The organism is Pseudescherichia vulneris (assembly GCF_902164725.1).
Classification (GTDB): Bacteria; Pseudomonadota; Gammaproteobacteria; order Enterobacterales; family Enterobacteriaceae; genus Pseudescherichia; species Pseudescherichia vulneris.
Map to the genome: position 1 here is coordinate 2,767,655 of NZ_LR607338.1, position 885 is coordinate 2,768,539.

Here is an 885-nt window from a genome sequence, read left to right on the forward strand (position 1 = left end):
GAATTGGATGCGGATAAAAAAGCGGGAAGCGTGCTGAAGTCGCTCTCTGTTGCGGAAGATATTACCAGCACCGATATTGTCGATGAAGCCACCTGTAATATTGGTGGTGCTAATAACGGCATCGTGTTTGGCAGTAAGTAATCATTAAATGACGCATTAATATCCGCTCTTGGGCGGATATTGTTGTCGCCGGAACATGGAGATTTTAATGGTTAGGCGTAAAGAGAGTGGGTTTTCACTGCTGGAAATCATCATTGTTATGGCGATTGCCGGTGGCATTTTAACAATGTATACCCGCTATGTACGCAAGCAGGCAGATCGTACGTCTCAACATAATATCGCTGCGGCATTGGTACAGGAGATGAAGGGCGTTATCAACTTCGTCAGAGATCCTGACGTCGTTATCACAAATAATGAATCAAATAAGACCGAAGAGATAAGTAACCCGCTCTATAACACCGAGACGCCGGATGCCGATTATCAGGTGCGCTTAAGTAATGATGTTAACGATGTTGATACCGGTAGCAAAAGCGAATACTACCTGTGGGGTGACGGCAGCGATGCCAGCCAGCAGCAGCGCTATCGCTTTATCAGCAGCAGCTGTAAGGCGACACCAAAGTCAAACTATGCCTTTGAAAAGGAGTACCTGCCCTGCTGGATGAGTGGCGCAGCAAAAAACAGCGTGGCGCGCATTGAGAGGGTTGGCTTTCGCGGTAGCGATCTTGAGAGCCAGCAGAGCAATATTAATCAGATTGACGTCATCGTTGAATTTAACGCGGGCGGGTCGAGCCATTTGCTGGATTTTGACCGTTTCCAGCCTGCGCTGGCACAGGCCTTTTCAGACGCAGGACATACCCCTTCGCATGCGTGGGTGGTACATCGGGA

Annotated in this window: 1 protein-coding gene; it reads left to right on the forward strand. The window is 48.7% G+C overall.

All coding sequences use genetic code 11. The features are described from left to right. Positions 1–208 precede the first annotated feature (208 nt). The coding region (locus FN633_RS11550) for a type II secretion system protein (protein ID WP_208674036.1) at positions 209–885 on the forward strand (677 nt) is incomplete at its 3' end.